Raw genomic sequence first — 13,838 nt, forward strand, 5'->3', positions numbered from 1 at the left:
ATCGCTTCCGGACGTCGTTGTTCATGATGATATTCAGTTATGCAGTGAATGGACGGACTGTTGTGCCTTTTGGCTGGAACAGCTCAGTAATGGCCCAAACCAGCGCATCGAGGCGATCCGGTGATTTTTTAGCGGTGGCAGGTACGTACTCCAGCAGCTGATTCTCCAGCTGATAAAGATTGCCACGGTGCGCCACCCGCCCCTGTTCATATAGCGCCGAGATAGGTTCAGCGCGGGCAAATTTGCCCTTACTGGCATGGACGCGAATGATGCGCCCGCGATAGCCCGCATTACGCAGCGTATCTTCCGCCATGTCACCGCCCTGATTGGTTTCGATAACGATGGCTTCAGCCCAGTGCTCCTCATAAGCCCGGATGGCACGCTTCGCCCAGCCATTGGGCGAGTATTTCCCCGAATAATCAGCATCAGCGGAGAACAGCCGGTCATTACCGCGCCCGTAGCTGCTCGCCACGACAATGCCCGTTTCGTCACTCTCTTCGCTGTTGGTGGCCTGTGGGTCGATAGCCACAACGGTACGGGACGGCTGAAGCGCAATCTCCAGCGCTCGGGCACCCGACACCATGGTTTCTGTCCACAGTGCGCCTTCAGCATTAAACCGGCGCGGACGCTGCATGTACTGCGCTTCGGCAGTGCGGCGGTGTGAAAACAGGGAAACCCGGTGCGACTCGTTATGCTTGTATGGCCACAGCCAGCCGTCAGGGAGCCCGTGGTCAATCGGTATCGCGTGAGTGTTCTCAGGGTAAAGCGCGCTGTAAGACTGACTGTTATCGATAATCACCGGCAGATTCAGGTGATGCCACTCTTCACCGCTGCCACCCCGCAGCAGATAACCGCTCAGGTCGTGATAGTGGATACGCTGCATGATGACCACGATAGGCGTGGTCTCAATGGCCAGACGGGAGCGGATAGTTTCGTTAAAGCGGGTATTTACCCCGTCGCGGATAATTTCGCTGTAGGCGTCGTCAGGCTTTACTGCGTCATCAATTATGAGCGCGCCCTGCCAGCCAGGCTCCATGTGCCCGGCACGAAAGCCGGTAACCTGTCCCGCAGCCGACGAGGCATACACCCCGCCGCCATATTCGGTCCACCACATGGCTTTACTGTCCGCATCATCGCGAAGTGCCATAGGCCACATGGCCTGATAGGCTGCTGACTTCACGATGCTGCGCGTTGTAGAGGAGTTCAGTAACGCCAGGTTGTGGGAATAGGAAAGATGCATGAAGCGCGCGCGGCGGTTCAGCGCCAGCCCCCGGCCCATCATGTTGATGGTGGCCAGTTCGGTCTTGGTGTAGCCCGGTGGAACGTTGATGATTAGTCGCTGGATGTCACCATCAATCACCCGGTCCAGCGTCTGCTGTATGACCTGATGATGTGGTGCCACAATCATTCTGCTGCCGGTGCGCTGCCTGAAGAAGTAGCGGGCGAAGTACATCCCGTCCTCTTCACACTCTATACGGCGTGCAGCGGTCTTATAGTCAGCAGTCGTCATCCTCTAACATTTCCCGGCGTGCCTGCCGGTATTCCTCGCGGGAGAGCAGCTTAACTTCAACTGGACCACCATCCTTGCCCGTCAGCGCATGCGTGGCCTGCTCTCTGAAGGCCTGCACTGCAATGTGCTTACCCAGCAATTCCAGGTTCTTCACTTTATCCGGCCACTTGATTTTTTTGAGTATGTTTTCAGTGGTGGTTTCGTCGAAGTTAGTGACGGTCGTCAGCACATCCAGGCCACTCAGTGTCGTGCGCCAGACTTTTGGCCACTCATGAACAAGTTTAAGGCCACCGTCGTCTTTCAGGATGTCGAGTACGTCCATTTCATCGATCTGAACCAACCGCTGCAGAACGTAATCTGCATTAATCTCTACCCTTTCATTTCGCGCTGATTTAAGTTCAATGATGCGCTTCGCAATATCAGGTTTAGAGAGGTTTTCAGATCCCATGCGGCTTGCTGTTTTCTGACTGTAACCAGCCCGAATGGCGGCCTGTGAGGCGTTTAAATCGATGAGGTACTCGCGACAGAACATCTCTTGTTTGTCCGTGAGTGCCATATTTAACCTTTGGGATTATTTCGCTATGAATCTTTTTATATTTCGCAAGCTGTTTGATACAGACGCTGTAAGGAATGCCTTCATTGCGTCTACTGACAGCACTGACGATTTGGGTGTTGTGCTGAGGCTTCATCTCGTTACCGAAAGTTTTCTTGAAGCTTTTATTTGTTCAGCAATCCGAAGAGAAGATTTATTCGACACCGAACCGAAGGAAGGCAGGGCATTCAAATTAAATTATTTTAAAAAGTTAGAGTTGGCAGCCAAGCTTGGTCTTCCCTTGCCTACCTTTAAGGCATTGGACAAGCTAAACCTATTAAGGAACAACCTTGCACATAAAATCCAAAATGATTTCATAGAAAATAGCGTCATTGAATCTTTGTCTTCGCATGTCAAATCAATAGGCGGAGAAGACAAGGTTTCCTTAGCTGAAGAAGCCGCTGAGTTCTTCAATGAGGATGGCAGTAAAAGAGCCACCTATCATTTAAAAGATTCTGAAACTCCAAACCGCGTCAAACTAATGATTCTGATATCGTCCCTGATACGCCGTACAACCGGGGAAACTTTAGGTTTCTATCAGCTTCACGCCTATCATCAGTTCACAATGAAATCTACTTAAGGCATTGTTCCCTAATGTACTGCTGCAAGCCGGCTATTTGCTTTCCGGCAACTTCGATTCGACGTCTGAGAGTGAAATAATTGCGTTCAAGGGCGTCATCAGATCGGGGGCTGGCAGCATCATCCACGCAGGAGGTGCCGGTGGCTTTTGCCCTGTAACGTTTGACGTTGAGCTGCAACCGGCGCTTGCCAGTAGCAACATCATCGTGCAGCTGGTCAATAGTTGCCTGAGCATCGGCTAAGTCCCTTGTGTATTTTGCATCGAGCGCAGCAACATCGCGCTGGCGAACCTGCATGTCATCTATCTTTGCATTTCCTGACTGAAGTGCATCTGTCGCTTTGTCGCGCTCGCTCTGGTAGATGATGGCATTGCTGCGGTAATAAATGGCTATTGAGCCTGCCATTAGTGCGCTGCTTAAGGCAATCGATGTGATAACTACACCGGAATTAAAGGTCATCTGCACCACCCGCCAGGCAGAGAGAACGCTCCATATCGCGGCGGTTCATCAGGCCTTTCCACTTCATGCCACCGGCGTATACCCAGTGGCGTAATTCATCGCACGCTCCGCTTTGGTCGCCTGTATTGAGCTTTTTCAGAAGGGTGGATTTTGAGAAGGCTTCAGTACCGACGTTATAAGTAAAACTGTACAGTGCTGCCCGTTGGTACTCGTTGAGCGGCACGCTTACCAGGTCATCAACCGTTCGCCTGACTGGCTGCAGGTCATTCCACGTCAGGCGTTCGCATTCGCGATCGGTATACCTTTTACCTCTGACAATATCGTCCCCCGTATGACCGTCGCAAACCGTCAGGACACCAGTCACATCAAGATAAGGCTCATAAACCCGCCCTTCAATACCGGTTCTGCCACTGAGCAATACGGTGGCAATCATCAGCGCCCCGCCGCCAGCAGCAGCAATCAGTTTTTGGCGCAGTGCTTGTGGTATGGCCAGGGTTTATTCCTCGCGCGGATCTTTATCGCAAGATTTGTAGTGTAGGGCCTCAATCTGGGCTAGTGTCACTTTTCGCTTATAAAACCAGTTAATCATCAGTGTTAGGAGTGCAAGTGCGATACCGGTCAGCACGCCAAAGGCACTCCATTCATCCGGGCTGAGCCAGCTCAGAATGCCATTGGATACCAGCCCTGCCGAAGTACTGTAAGCAGCGCCAGAGGTAAGCCTGTCCATTGTGAAAGTCATGAGCCCAAACTCGTTAAGGTGAGGCGCAGATACACCAGGAAAATGAATATCGCCTAAGGCCATATCATTTGCTGGATGCAGAAAGCAAAAAGCCCCGCTTTCAAGCGAGGCTCAGATCGTGAATGCCATGAGGAAATTGGCATCGAGAGAAGTTGTGCAGAATATTATGGTGAAAACGAAGGCGTGATGAAAAAGATTATCAGGCACACTACCGATCCCGCGTAGTTTTCTGAAGGGCAACACCCCACGGTTGGGGGCAAGATACCACAAAAAATGGAAATGTAAATAGTGAGCTATATAATCGCCAGAAAACATATCGCTTACTACTTAGTGATTTGTTTTAGTTGCTTCTCCGCCCATGATTCTTCCGTCAGTAGTTTGGTTACGAGACTTTCATAGAATGATTTGACGCTTTTGTGCCATGTATCCAGCGATATTTCGGTAGTGATGTGACTAATAATGCCAAAAATATGGGTTGAAGGGATCCGGCTAAACCCTCGCCCACTACAACGCTTGCAGGGCTGGTAAACGGGTACACCCCGCAGCTTTGACTCGCGGCGATTGACGGCTTCGCCACGGCCCTTACAGGATGGACAGGCAGCGCGAACTTTCCGTTTACCTTTGCAGCACGGGCACAGGCCATTATCAAGAATGCCTTTTCCACGACAGACAGGACATTGATTCTCAGTGGCAGCACTGCGTGCAAACTCCATAAAAGCACACACCGACATGTGGTTAATGACTGATATTCTGACTGCCGGCGTCAACTTATTGAGCGCAGGAATATGTTGCGCCTGCTCCCGCGCATAAATACTCAGAAGGCTCACCGCACGCTGCGATTCAGTTTTGCTCAGATTCATTTTTCCTGCAAAGGCTGCATAGCCCAGCGCCGCACGGTGCTGCAGCATGCCTGCTGCAGCCATCACATCACTGGTGGCAAGCGATGAACATGAGCCTTTCGACGGCACATCTCCACGCGATACAGATTTGGGGTTGTGAAACTTGATCAGGTGTTCGAGATTCATGTTGACTCCGTTGCACTGCATCAGGAATGAAGTGATACAGGCAACGGACTGTAGCGATGAAGACGTTCACTTTTCTGAATGAGGTGAAACGATGCAAAGCGGTTTGTGGATAAACGCCCGCTTGCAGACAACCCTGGGTAACTCCTTTCGGTCCCTGCCAGTCACGTTCATCCAGATATCTATCAGAGCTTCACCCGTATGATGGCGAGGGCTTGCGCCCTGCTTCCAGCCGATGAGTGTTGAGGTAGCGACATCCAGTTCGTAAGCAATGGTCTGAAGCGAGAACCCGGCCCTGCTGATGTCGCAAAGCACTTTGAACCAGTCTGTCTTATAAATGTTGACTAAAGGCACGATGCTCTCCTGAACATGCATAACTTCTGATGAAAACATTAACCGGAAATCGTGGATGTATGGGTTGCATTGTCTTACATTCTGGTCAGGTCTTTAAGGCTTTTCAGGCCGAGTTTGTTAGCGCAGTTTTTTCTATGCTGGTAAATGGTTTTGACATTTACGTTTAACAGGACGGACTGGGCAGGAGCTTTAACACCCTTGATGTAACCATCGATAATTGAAAGTTCGCGCAACGACAGGTGGCATGCGTGATCGTTTCTTATTCGGCCATTCAATGCATCCACGAGTGCAAATCTGAGGCTGTTAACCGGCATAGTTGAATACAGGATGCAATCAGCGTGAGCTACCCTGCTGATAAGCCGTTTTTTTCCGTCACACACATAACTCTCATCATTGATATAAATCAAAATCCGCCCAAGCGTTTTTCTTTGCAGAAAGAGGAAAGTATTAAACCATTCTGGAAAGAATATGTTCGCTGAAATGCACACGATCGCGCTGAAGCTAACATCTTCGCGAAAACAGGGCTGCCTTCTGAAAAAATCACGCTCATCCCGGACATAAACGGCATGCGTTGAATGCAGATAACTCAGGTCATCAATAAGACTGAAAAAACCCAATGTTTCAATATTTCGCTCACCGAGCACAAGAAGGTAACCATTTTTGCTGAGCATTATAATATCTTCCCTAACCTGTCGAGTTGAAGAGCTTATTTATACTGCCCCGGAATAATGATGAGAACATGATAATTCCACTCAATCAATACATCATGAGGTTGCCTGACCAATTGTTACATCCTGACGCACCCTCTATAAAACAAATTAAGGATATTGAATTCATGCTATTGCAGAAAACATCAAACTTTATCTATGAGTTTTTTAAGAGAAACATACAGGTGTAACTCTTAGATAATTCATAACGGATGAATTGACCAGGAGCATAACTCTGACATAAAATCCCTTCGCCCATTAATAGTAACCAGATGAATCATCATGTTTAAAAAAATGGTCTACACGCTCGTTCTCTCATTATATTCACTGACTAAATGCACTGCCGAGCCTGATAATAATTTATGGCTAAACCCTCACGCTGTTCATTCGATCCATTCCGGTTACATAGAAGGGTATGAAAATTTTATCTTTGCAGTGCCTGATAAAAATATCTTTGGTGATGAGGCAAAATCCCATCGACTGGATCCCAATCGAAAGCACCAAAAACTTAAAGATTTAAAAAAGGGACAAAATCAAAACAGCAGTAGTTACAGAGGATAACTGCGCTTTTCGCTTCATGACAAAGCGCGGGCGTGAAGAAAGTGCATTCGGGGAATATTTTTTTAATTATGCATGTAGCGCTGCCGAGGATGAACAATTTATCTTGCCCGGCAAGAGCCCTGATGCCGTTATGCCCTGAACGCCCCCATAGAAACATCTGCAGCCAGATAACAGACAACATCTGACCTGTGCCTTCATAGTCCGCTGTCCAATCCCCCCGGCATCAAGCCGGGCACACTAATAAATGCGTTTAAGTTTATCTTAAAGACTTCAAATCATGAGGCTTTACAGGTCTGGCATAATATCCCCCAGACAACAGTAACACACTCAGGTTATTTAATTCTGCATAAAAAATCCACAACAAAACATCAGTACTGCCACGAGCACTCAATATTTACCCTTCAGTAAAATTCAGATAACTTAACCAGAAATGACTCACACTAGCCTTTTCAGACAAAAAAGATTAAATCCGAAAAAATTAACATCAAAAAGTGAGTTAGCTCATAACAGCGTTAACACAACCCTGAGAAATTTCACTGCCTTTGCTTAACAGGTGGAGGCTTTCAATATCAGAAAGCAGAATTTCTGGCCCTCTGCAGGAGAATTACACATGGATTACTTTATCAAAGGCTGGACTATCGCAGCGACAATCTATACCTGCCTGAATGTATGTGAAAAGCTGTGCCAGTTATTTCCTGATGAACAACTTACGATTTGCATTATTTGCACATGCCTCAATGTCGCCATCAACGTCATGCTTTTCTCATATCCTAATCGCGGGCGAGATTAACCTGCTGCTCTACGAGTTGCCTAATCCTTCATGCTAAACCTGATAAATTCAGGATTACGCATCTCGTGTGCGCAAATATGTGTATTGTCCCGACATCATTTGCCAGTTCCAGAACCGTTCACCCGTGTCCGTGAGGGAAATATTCAGGTTTAAATATTTCTCTCACTAACCCGATACGACCAAGGAAAACCATGAATAAGGATGTTAGCACGGGTAACACACTGAACCTGATGGCCATCATTGCAGTATCGTTAAGCACGGTCATTGCGATGCTCGACAGTACAATCGCTAATGTCGCGCTCCCTGTGATTGCGCGAGAGTTTTCAATCAGTGAGTCCAACTCCATTCTGATCGTCAATGCTTATCAGTTTGCCGTGGTCGCATCACTGCTTCCACTGGCGGCACTGGGAAAATCCGTGGGTATCACGCGCGTATTTAATACAGGCGTACTCTTATTCGCGCTGTCATCACTGGGCTGCGCGTTATCTGAAAGTCTGGAAATGCTGACGGTATTTCGCGTGGTACAGGGTTTCAGTGCAGCGGCGATTTTGAGCGTGAATGCTGCCCTGATCAAAGCTATCTATCCCGCAAGCCTGCTGGGCAGAGGTTTGGGCGTGAACGTTATGCTGGTCTCAGTTGCCGCAGCTGCCGGGCCATCTATTGCCTCTGCCATCCTTGCTGTGGCGAGCTGGAACTGGCTTTTCACCATCAATGTACCTGTTGCGGCGTTATCGTTACTGATTAGCGTAGTCTTTCTGAATAAGAGCCCGGCTGAAAAGGGATCGTTTGATCGCACAGGAGCCATCATCGTATTTATGCTTGGTCTCCTTTTCTCATGCACTGTTTTCGGTCTGACGCGGCAAAAAATGTTTTTTGCGATGGGGAGCCTGATTGTTTTTGTATTGTTGCTGGAAACGTTTTACCTGAACCAGAAGCACAAGGTCGAAAAGGCGCTGATACCTGTAGCCGTCTTCCACAGTAAAACGTTAAGCCTCTCACTTCTGATGTCAGCGCTCTCCTATGCAACACAACTGCTGGCCTATGTATCGCTGCCCTTCTACCTTCACAATGTGCTTCATCGCGATATCGTGTCAACAGGGTTACTTCTGACTGCCTGGCCACTGGCAACAATGTTTACTTCGGTTCTGGCAGGCAATCTGCTGAAAAAATATGACTGTAATATCATTGGAGCCGCAGGTCTTGGGTTGTTGTTTGCCGGCATGCTGCTGACCGCTGCCCTGCCGGTGCTACCCGGAAATATTGATATTATCTGGCGAGTCGCGCTATGTGGTGCGGGCTTCGGACTTTTTCAGTCACCGAATAACTATCTCATCATGACTTCAGTAAACGATGAAAATACCAGCGTCGCCAGCGGTCTGTTAGGAAGCTCGAGGCTCCTGGGTCAGATTGTGGGTTCAGCACTGGTTGCACTGTTTTTTAACATCAATGTGAATGATCCAATCAACTGCAGCCTCATAACAGGAGCGTGCTTTTCCTTCTTTTCTCTTGCAGTCAGCTACTGGCGATACATATCGGCAAAGCCTCATTAAAGCCATAAAACCTGGGAAGATGAGATTTGTCGCCGGGTGACTTCAATCATAAAGACATTACTACGTGGTTCCGGGTTTCGGTTATCGTTTCAGACTACTGCAGCGGGCAGTAGTAAACTTCACTTCGCCATGGGCAGATCCTCATACCGCGTCGTGTATGCCGGTGACAGCATCTCACGCTTCATCTCCCAGGATTTCTGGATCCCCTGACCTGCAAACCATAATTTCCCCTTCCCGCTCTGGTTTAGGCCATCAACAACACGCATCAGCGCCTCACTGTTGGCCTGAGGCTTAAATTCATCAAAGAGATTGAGTTGAGAAACGCCCTGGCTGTAAAAATCGCCCAGCATCACGCCTGCTTTCATATAGCGGCACCCGTCACGCCAGATATGGTCGAGACCCTGCATAGCAACTCTGATGATATCGCGCGTGTCGTTGGAGGGCGTTAGCAGCTTACCCATCGCCTGGTTTCCATAAAACACTTCACCTTCAGCGTGTGGGCTGGTCCGGACAAACACCGCTACCTGACTACAGTACTGGCGCTCCCTTCTCAGCTTCTCCGCCGCGCGTTCTGAATACGAGCAAACCGCCTGACGCATATCCATATACTCGGTTATGCGCGAGCCGAAGGATCGTGAGCAGACGATTTGCTGCTTGGTAGGCGCAAATTCTTCCAGCGCAAGGCAAGGCTCGCCCCGCAGCTCGCGCACCGTTCGCTCCAGCACAACGTTGAAGTGCTTACGGATGATATATGTGCTTTGCTCCGACAGGTCTTTCGCGGTGATGATGCCCATAGCATTTAGCTTCTTACTGATGCGCCGGCCAACACCCCATACTTCTTCGACCGGAACCAGCGCCATCAGCTTCCGCTGGCGCTCAATGTTTGACAGGTCAACAACGCCGCCGGTCTGCGTCCACTTTTTGGCAGCGTAATTTGCTAATTTTGCTAACGTTTTAGTTTGCGCGATACCGACGCCCACTGTCAGATGCGTGTTGCGTCTGACGCGTTCACGAACTTCTCGCCCATAATCTTCAAGAACCCGGCAATTTCTCAGACCTGTCAGGTCCAGGAAGGCCTCATCGATTGAGTACACCTCGACGGATGGCGCCATAGCTTCCAATGTTGTCATTACGCGATTGCTAAAATCTGCATACAGCGCGTAGTTGGAGCTAAACACGTGAATCTTGTGTCTGCGTATTTCATCTTTAAGCTTAAAGTAAGGTGCGCCCATGGGGATATTCAGCGCTTTGACTTCCGCGCTGCGGGCAATGACACAGCCGTCATTATTACTTAAAACCAGCACTGGCTTTCCCCACAGGTCAGGTCGGAAAACCTTCTCGCAGGCGCAATAAAAATTATTAACGTCCACCAGCGCGAACATTACTGGGCCATCGATTTAATCGAGTATTTGACCACTCCAAAAATTTCAAACTGGTCAGGATCGTTGACCGGAATGATAGCGTGCGCTGGATTCATGGGCTTCAGGTGCAGGCAAGGTTTAGTCATGAGCTGTTTCACCGTGAACTCTCCCTCGATGGCCGCCACAATAATGTCGCCATGATCAGCTTTCACTGAGCTGTCCACAACCAGCATATCGCCATCACTGATGCCACCGTCAATCATGGAGTCACCGCTTACCCTGATGAAATAAGTTGAGCTGGGATGGCTGACAAGCAGACTGTTAAGATCGATTCGCTGTTCAACATAATCCTGTGCAGGAGAAGGAAACCCACATGGGACGCGCTCAATAAATAATGGCAGCGCTAATATGGCGCGGATTTTTGCAGGTTTGTAGAACTTCATGGCTGTAGTCTCAATTGATGAATTTCAGAACAAAATTAAAAGAAAATTTAATATTTTATTTATTCTCAACCGTTTGGATTGAACACCTGAAACACGCGCTCATCACCTTCCGCTGTGGAAATATCCCGGAAAACTGACTTATGCGCTTCTATCCAGTTGTTGGCTTCGCGTGGCGTGTAATGCCAGTTGAGCCGCTTAAGCTCAGTGACAAAATCGAGTGTACTGACGGTGTATCGGCCAGCGGCATCGCGTTTGATTGCGAACCTAAAGGCGTCTTTGATTTCGTAGTCGCGGGGCATGGTTATAACCCTCCCTGATAGATACTGTATATAAATACAGTAATATCGATCACCAGGTTCGATCAAGTCAATTGCATGAGGTTTTTGCGAAGGGATTGGCGGGCAAAGAAATTTATATTGCAGTGGACTTTATGAGGGGCAAAAACTGGCTGAATACACAGATGTGAAAAAATACAGCAGTTAAGCTGATCTTTTTATTGAGGTTTTTGTGCTGCCTGGATATTATCCGAAGATGTGGTCAGTAAGTGTCCGCCACATAAGGGAAAGCCCCAAGTTGCGTCAACAACATGGGGCCGATAAAAACAGTCAGTGCTTGAATGTTTTCTTGAGATCTCATTTTTGAGATTATCTCAAGCGAGATCCCGTGTAAAGCGTTCGGCACCTTATTTTTCAAGGTGCTTTATGAAAATTATTTGTAAACAAGGCCATCGCCGCAATCAGATGTTCGAGGTTCTTCCGGAGAACCAAGGTCAAACTGGGCGCCATAAATGCGCTGGTTGTGCGTATGATTTAGGTAAGTGGCACGCAATGATTGGCGTTCCAAAAGCTAGTGATGACGGTGTGCTCGCCGACCTAGCAGAAAGTCAGGCAAGTTATGTTCGCCACAAGGATGCATTCACTGCATACCTAATGGGATACGAGCATGGACTGAAGCTACAAAACGTTGCGTAATTACTGACCCGGCCGCCGTGCCGGGTTTTCTTTTGGCTCAGTGCTTGCTGACAACAAAAAGATGCATTGCCAGCTCTGCCACGCAACTCCTGGCTCATCCTCAAACATTGCGCCCATATAACCGACCAGTGAATCGTTCGTAATCGGTATACCTTCGTCAAGCATGTTTATAACCGCCTGCCCCATAACGCTGCGTACTACATGCACAGTCAGCATCCTCCTATTGTGAAGTCTCCTCGATAGGCCTGCCGCATGTCTTTTAGTTCTTCTGGAGGGAAATTCCTCCATACTTTTCGCGCCAGGTGTAGGACATGACGTCGGAGATATCGTGCTTTCGATAGACCGCCGGCACGGAAGGAACCCAGCCAGAAAGCTTCACCCAAAATACTAACTGCTCATCGGGACTTTTAAATTGGCACAATCTCAACTCGGGGGAGGGATTATCATGCCAGAATTCTGTTCCTGAATGGGGCCGGTTTTTGAGTCGTGATCAGCGTTCAGAAACGTTGGAGAAAGAATAGCATCGTAGGGTGTTCTGGCAGGCTGCTTCTTCTACAAACTCTGGGTAGAAGGTAGTATGCCCATAGATTCCTTCTGCACTCAAACTGCAGAGCAGATTTGGCTATGGGCTAAGTGCACTCAATTCTGGTACACGTGAGTGCCATAAGTGTATGATTTTCACATATGACGAACGAGTTGGAAATCAGTGCCGTGGATTTGCGGCTGCAGTGGCTTCTTTAATCCAGCCGTCAAAGAGAGACTGATGCGCATGGATCCAGCCATTCACATGTCGCTCAATATCAGCTGATGAAGATTCGCCTGTGTGCATGCGCTGGTTTTGTGCGTTGACATCGGCAAGTGGAAGCTTAACGATAGAAAAAAGTTTTGCTGCTGCAGGATTTTTCTCTGCCCATTCCCTGTTAGCGACAACATGCTCATTGTTGGCCTTGAATCCATAATTTTTGCCGTTAGGTAGTGCAGTATCCTCATTTTTTTGCGATCCGGGAGTTGCCGAAAATGGAACAGTAAGCCAGATCACATCCCTGCCGGGTTTTAATTCATCACTGACCCAGTAAGGTGTCCAGGTGAAATAAAGCACAGGCTTGCCGGATTTATAGCGCGTCATAGTGTCCGCTATTATAGCGGAGTAATTTCCCTGGTTTTGTTGAACAGTTTTACTAAGTCCATATGCTTTTAACTGAGCATTGATAACTTGTCCACATACCCAGCCAGGATTGCATCCTGCAAGGTCAGCTTTACCATCATCATTGGCATCGAAGAGTTTCGCAATTTTAGGGTCTGACAATTGTGAAATATCGGTGATCTGATATTTATCTGCTGTTTTTTTATCAATCAGGTAACCTTGAGCTGCACCACTGATATAGGTGCCCGCACGGTAAAATTTACTGTCTCCACCGGCGGCATTATACATATCGTGTTGCAGTGGTTCCCAGTTGACGGCCATGAAGGTTGCGTCACCGGAAGCAATAGCGGTATATGCTACATTGTAATCGACTTCCTCGGTTGCCTTTACGTTGTAACCGAGCTTTTCGAGAGCTTTGTTTATCAGCTCAGTCTGAAATGACTCTTCTGGAAGTGTACTTTGTACCGGAAAAACACTAATGCCACTGCCTGGTAGTGTTTCAGCCACAGCAACGTGAGAAACTGCAGTCACTGCAAGTGATAACACGAGTAGTTTTTTAGTCAAAATCATTGAATATTTCCTGGTTGTCGTGCACGCAAATTCTTTCCTCACCAATAGGTGAAGACGGAAAAAAGAAAGGGACTGGAATATTGCAAATTTGCTATTTGCTTAGGTGGTGATGCGAGTAGCGGAGTAGATGATAATAATTAGCGAGGAAAACTGAGTTCAGGTTAACATTAGTCATATTTCATTTAAGAAGCTGGCTTGATATCCTTTTTGTGACCAGCAACAATTACTCCATAACAATTAAATGATTTCATACCCTACCACATCATAATCTTCGTGCAACCCTGAATCTATGATTAGCTGGAGAATTATCGGAGCGTGGATGCACCGGGGGATAATTTACACGTCCTTTGAATTCTCACTTCAGCCGTTCTTTGTTGCTGTGACATAATTAATGTAAGCCCTCAGGCAGCCTGGAGAAGGAATCAGGATTGCTCGTCAAACACTTCTTGCGCATGGATTCTTTCATATCAACGTTATAGTGCGAATT

The 13,838-nt window shown here is 48.0% G+C and carries 17 protein-coding genes; 5 read left to right on the plus strand and 12 right to left on the minus strand.

What is annotated here, in order from left to right:
- Positions 1-37: 37 nt before the first annotated feature.
- Both BM323_RS13725 and BM323_RS13730 read right to left on the minus strand, forming a co-directional pair.
- Entirely contained in the window at positions 38-1,510 is a 1,473-nt protein-coding gene (locus tag BM323_RS13725) for a phage terminase large subunit family protein (protein WP_091003870.1), read from the minus strand.
- Positions 1,497-2,066, minus strand: a complete 570-nt coding sequence (locus tag BM323_RS13730) for a terminase small subunit (RefSeq protein WP_091003873.1) — start codon at positions 2,064-2,066, stop codon at positions 1,497-1,499. The genes BM323_RS13725 and BM323_RS13730 overlap by 14 nt, the downstream gene beginning before the upstream one ends.
- Positions 2,067-2,091: 25 nt before the next feature.
- Here BM323_RS13730 and BM323_RS13735 point away from each other — a divergent pair, with 25 nt between their 5' ends.
- Positions 2,092-2,682: a hypothetical protein gene (locus BM323_RS13735; RefSeq protein ID WP_139221420.1), complete on the plus strand. Its 591-nt coding sequence runs from the start codon at positions 2,092-2,094 to the stop codon at positions 2,680-2,682.
- Here the strand turns inward: BM323_RS13735 and BM323_RS13740 are convergent.
- The 6 genes from BM323_RS13740 to BM323_RS13765 form a co-directional block, all read right to left on the minus strand.
- On the minus strand, positions 2,675-3,139 hold the full coding sequence (locus BM323_RS13740) for a lysis protein (RefSeq protein WP_091003876.1): 465 nt from the start codon (positions 3,137-3,139) through the stop codon (positions 2,675-2,677). The two genes, BM323_RS13735 and BM323_RS13740, sit on opposite strands and share 8 nt — an antisense overlap.
- Positions 3,129-3,572, minus strand: a complete 444-nt coding sequence (locus BM323_RS13745) for a lysozyme (protein WP_371515166.1) — start codon at positions 3,570-3,572, stop codon at positions 3,129-3,131. Before BM323_RS13745 ends, BM323_RS13740 begins: the two co-directional genes overlap by 11 nt.
- 63 nt (positions 3,573-3,635) lie before the next feature.
- Positions 3,636-3,941 carry a class II holin family protein gene (locus tag BM323_RS13750; protein ID WP_369689752.1) on the minus strand — a complete coding sequence of 102 codons (306 nt, stop codon included), beginning with the start codon at positions 3,939-3,941 and terminating at the stop codon, positions 3,636-3,638.
- 260 nt (positions 3,942-4,201) lie between these two features.
- Complete coding sequence (locus tag BM323_RS13755) at positions 4,202-4,903, minus strand: antitermination protein Q (protein ID WP_091003878.1); 702 nt, start codon at positions 4,901-4,903, stop codon at positions 4,202-4,204.
- A 66-nt stretch (positions 4,904-4,969) separates the two neighbouring features.
- Positions 4,970-5,254: a hypothetical protein gene (locus BM323_RS13760; RefSeq protein ID WP_091003879.1), complete on the minus strand. Its 285-nt coding sequence runs from the start codon at positions 5,252-5,254 to the stop codon at positions 4,970-4,972.
- Positions 5,255-5,328: 74 nt separating this feature from the next.
- Entirely contained in the window at positions 5,329-5,925 is a 597-nt protein-coding gene (locus BM323_RS13765) for a hypothetical protein (protein ID WP_091003880.1), read from the minus strand.
- A 318-nt stretch (positions 5,926-6,243) separates the two neighbouring features.
- Here BM323_RS13765 and BM323_RS24335 point away from each other — a divergent pair, with 318 nt between their 5' ends.
- The 3 genes from BM323_RS24335 to BM323_RS13780 all read left to right on the plus strand — a co-directional run bounded on the left by BM323_RS24335 (position 6,244) and on the right by BM323_RS13780 (position 8,862).
- Positions 6,244-6,522 (plus strand): hypothetical protein, encoded by a 279-nt coding sequence (locus tag BM323_RS24335; RefSeq protein WP_139221421.1) that lies wholly within the window; start codon positions 6,244-6,246, stop codon positions 6,520-6,522.
- 610 nt (positions 6,523-7,132) lie between these two features.
- On the plus strand, positions 7,133-7,312 hold the full coding sequence (locus BM323_RS13775; RefSeq protein ID WP_091003882.1) for a hypothetical protein: 180 nt from the start codon (positions 7,133-7,135) through the stop codon (positions 7,310-7,312).
- 191 nt (positions 7,313-7,503) lie between these two features.
- Positions 7,504-8,862 carry an MFS transporter gene (locus tag BM323_RS13780; protein WP_091003883.1) on the plus strand — a complete coding sequence of 453 codons (1,359 nt, stop codon included), beginning with the start codon at positions 7,504-7,506 and terminating at the stop codon, positions 8,860-8,862.
- 119 nt (positions 8,863-8,981) lie between these two features.
- Here BM323_RS13780 and umuC read toward each other — a convergent pair whose 3' ends face one another.
- The 3 genes from umuC to BM323_RS13795 form a co-directional block, all read right to left on the minus strand.
- The gene (gene umuC, locus BM323_RS13785; protein ID WP_091003885.1) at positions 8,982-10,244 is read right to left on the minus strand and encodes a translesion error-prone DNA polymerase V subunit UmuC; all 1,263 of its coding nucleotides are present in this window, start codon (positions 10,242-10,244) and stop codon (positions 8,982-8,984) included.
- A complete protein-coding gene (umuD, locus tag BM323_RS13790; protein ID WP_091003887.1) occupies positions 10,244-10,666 on the minus strand; it encodes a translesion error-prone DNA polymerase V autoproteolytic subunit in 423 nt (140 codons plus the stop codon). The genes umuC and umuD overlap by 1 nt, the downstream gene beginning before the upstream one ends.
- A 65-nt stretch (positions 10,667-10,731) precedes the next feature.
- The gene (locus tag BM323_RS13795) at positions 10,732-10,965 is read right to left on the minus strand and encodes a hypothetical protein (protein WP_008101736.1); all 234 of its coding nucleotides are present in this window, start codon (positions 10,963-10,965) and stop codon (positions 10,732-10,734) included.
- Positions 10,966-11,367: 402 nt separating this feature from the next.
- Between BM323_RS13795 and BM323_RS13800 the strand changes: the two genes are divergently transcribed.
- Positions 11,368-11,637, plus strand: a complete 270-nt coding sequence (locus tag BM323_RS13800; protein ID WP_008101739.1) for a hypothetical protein — start codon at positions 11,368-11,370, stop codon at positions 11,635-11,637.
- A 703-nt stretch (positions 11,638-12,340) separates the two neighbouring features.
- Here BM323_RS13800 and proX read toward each other — a convergent pair.
- A complete protein-coding gene (gene proX / locus BM323_RS13810; protein ID WP_091003889.1) occupies positions 12,341-13,351 on the minus strand; it encodes a glycine betaine/L-proline ABC transporter substrate-binding protein ProX in 1,011 nt (336 codons plus the stop codon).
- Between the last annotated feature and the right edge of the window lie 487 nt (positions 13,352-13,838).

It is taken from the genome of Pantoea sp. YR525, from assembly GCF_900116775.1.
Classification (GTDB): Bacteria; Pseudomonadota; Gammaproteobacteria; order Enterobacterales; family Enterobacteriaceae; genus Pantoea; species Pantoea symbiotica.